The following is a 1,044-nucleotide window of genomic DNA, read 5'->3' on the forward strand; positions in this document are numbered from 1 at the left end:
GCTGCGGAGGCACCGCCCCGGTACGCCGAGCGGCCCGCCGGCACGACCGGCACCTACGGTGCGGCCCAGGTCGCGGAGCCCGCTTCCGGGGTGTACGGAGCGGCTGCGACCGCCGAACCCGACGCCGCCACGACCGGCGGTTTCGCCGAGGACCGTCCGGCATCGCGAGGCGGTGAGGACCGGTCGTCCGGGTACGGCGCCGACCGTCCGGCGGCGACCGCCGGGGTCTACGGCGCGGCCAACCGCCAGGAGCCGGAGAGCCGCTCGGGTGACCACGCGCACCGCCCGCACGGGGTGGTCCGGCACACCGAGACCGTGCACGTCACCACCCGGCACACCGTCGTGGACGGTGGAGGCGGGGAGTCCGGTGGCCGCTACGGCGGCTACGGGACGTCCTGGCCGGACGAGCGGCAGCGGGGCGGCCACGCCGCCGAGCGGGACGACCGGTCGTGGTCCGACGCGGACGAGCGTTCCCGCCGGGGCGAGAGCCGTTCCTGGTCGGCCCCGCCCGGCCGCGAGGAGGAGCGGTCCTGGTCGTCCGGTGCGGCCCGGGCCGACGACCGTCCCCGGTCCGGCCGGGCCCGCGAGGAGGACACCTCCTGGGGGGAACCGCCCCAGGAACGGTCCTGGAGCGGCGCGTACGACGACCGTGCCGGCCACCGCGACGACCGCCCGGCCTACCGGGACGAGTACGCCGGATATCGAGACGACCGACCGACCGGCCGGGACGACCGGGGGTGGGACGGCGGTGCCGCGCGGTGGGAGGCGGCTCCCGAGGCCCCGGCCGAGAACCGGACGGCCCGGCCGGACGACACCGGGGAGTACTGGGCGCAGATGCGCGCCGGTGACCGTTGGGCCGCCGTACGCGACGACGACCAGGGCCGGGAACTGCGGGTCGGTGAGCGGCGCGCCGAGGTGCACGCCGACCAGACCGGCACCGAGTACCGGATGCAGGACCGCTGGGCCAGTGTGCGACAGGACGAGCCACGGCGGGCCCGAGACGAGGCGTGGCGGGAGGGCCGGGGCGAGCCGGAGGGCCAGCCG

At 78.0% G+C, this 1,044-nt stretch carries 1 pseudogene; it reads left to right on the top strand.

Annotation, left to right across the window (positions count from 1 at the left end):
* Positions 1-1,044, top strand: a pseudogene (locus EYA84_RS32870) (hypothetical protein); the annotation flags it as partial.

Origin of the sequence: Verrucosispora sp. SN26_14.1 (genome assembly GCF_004307965.1) — a bacterium.
Taxonomy (GTDB): Bacteria; Actinomycetota; Actinomycetes; order Mycobacteriales; family Micromonosporaceae; genus Micromonospora.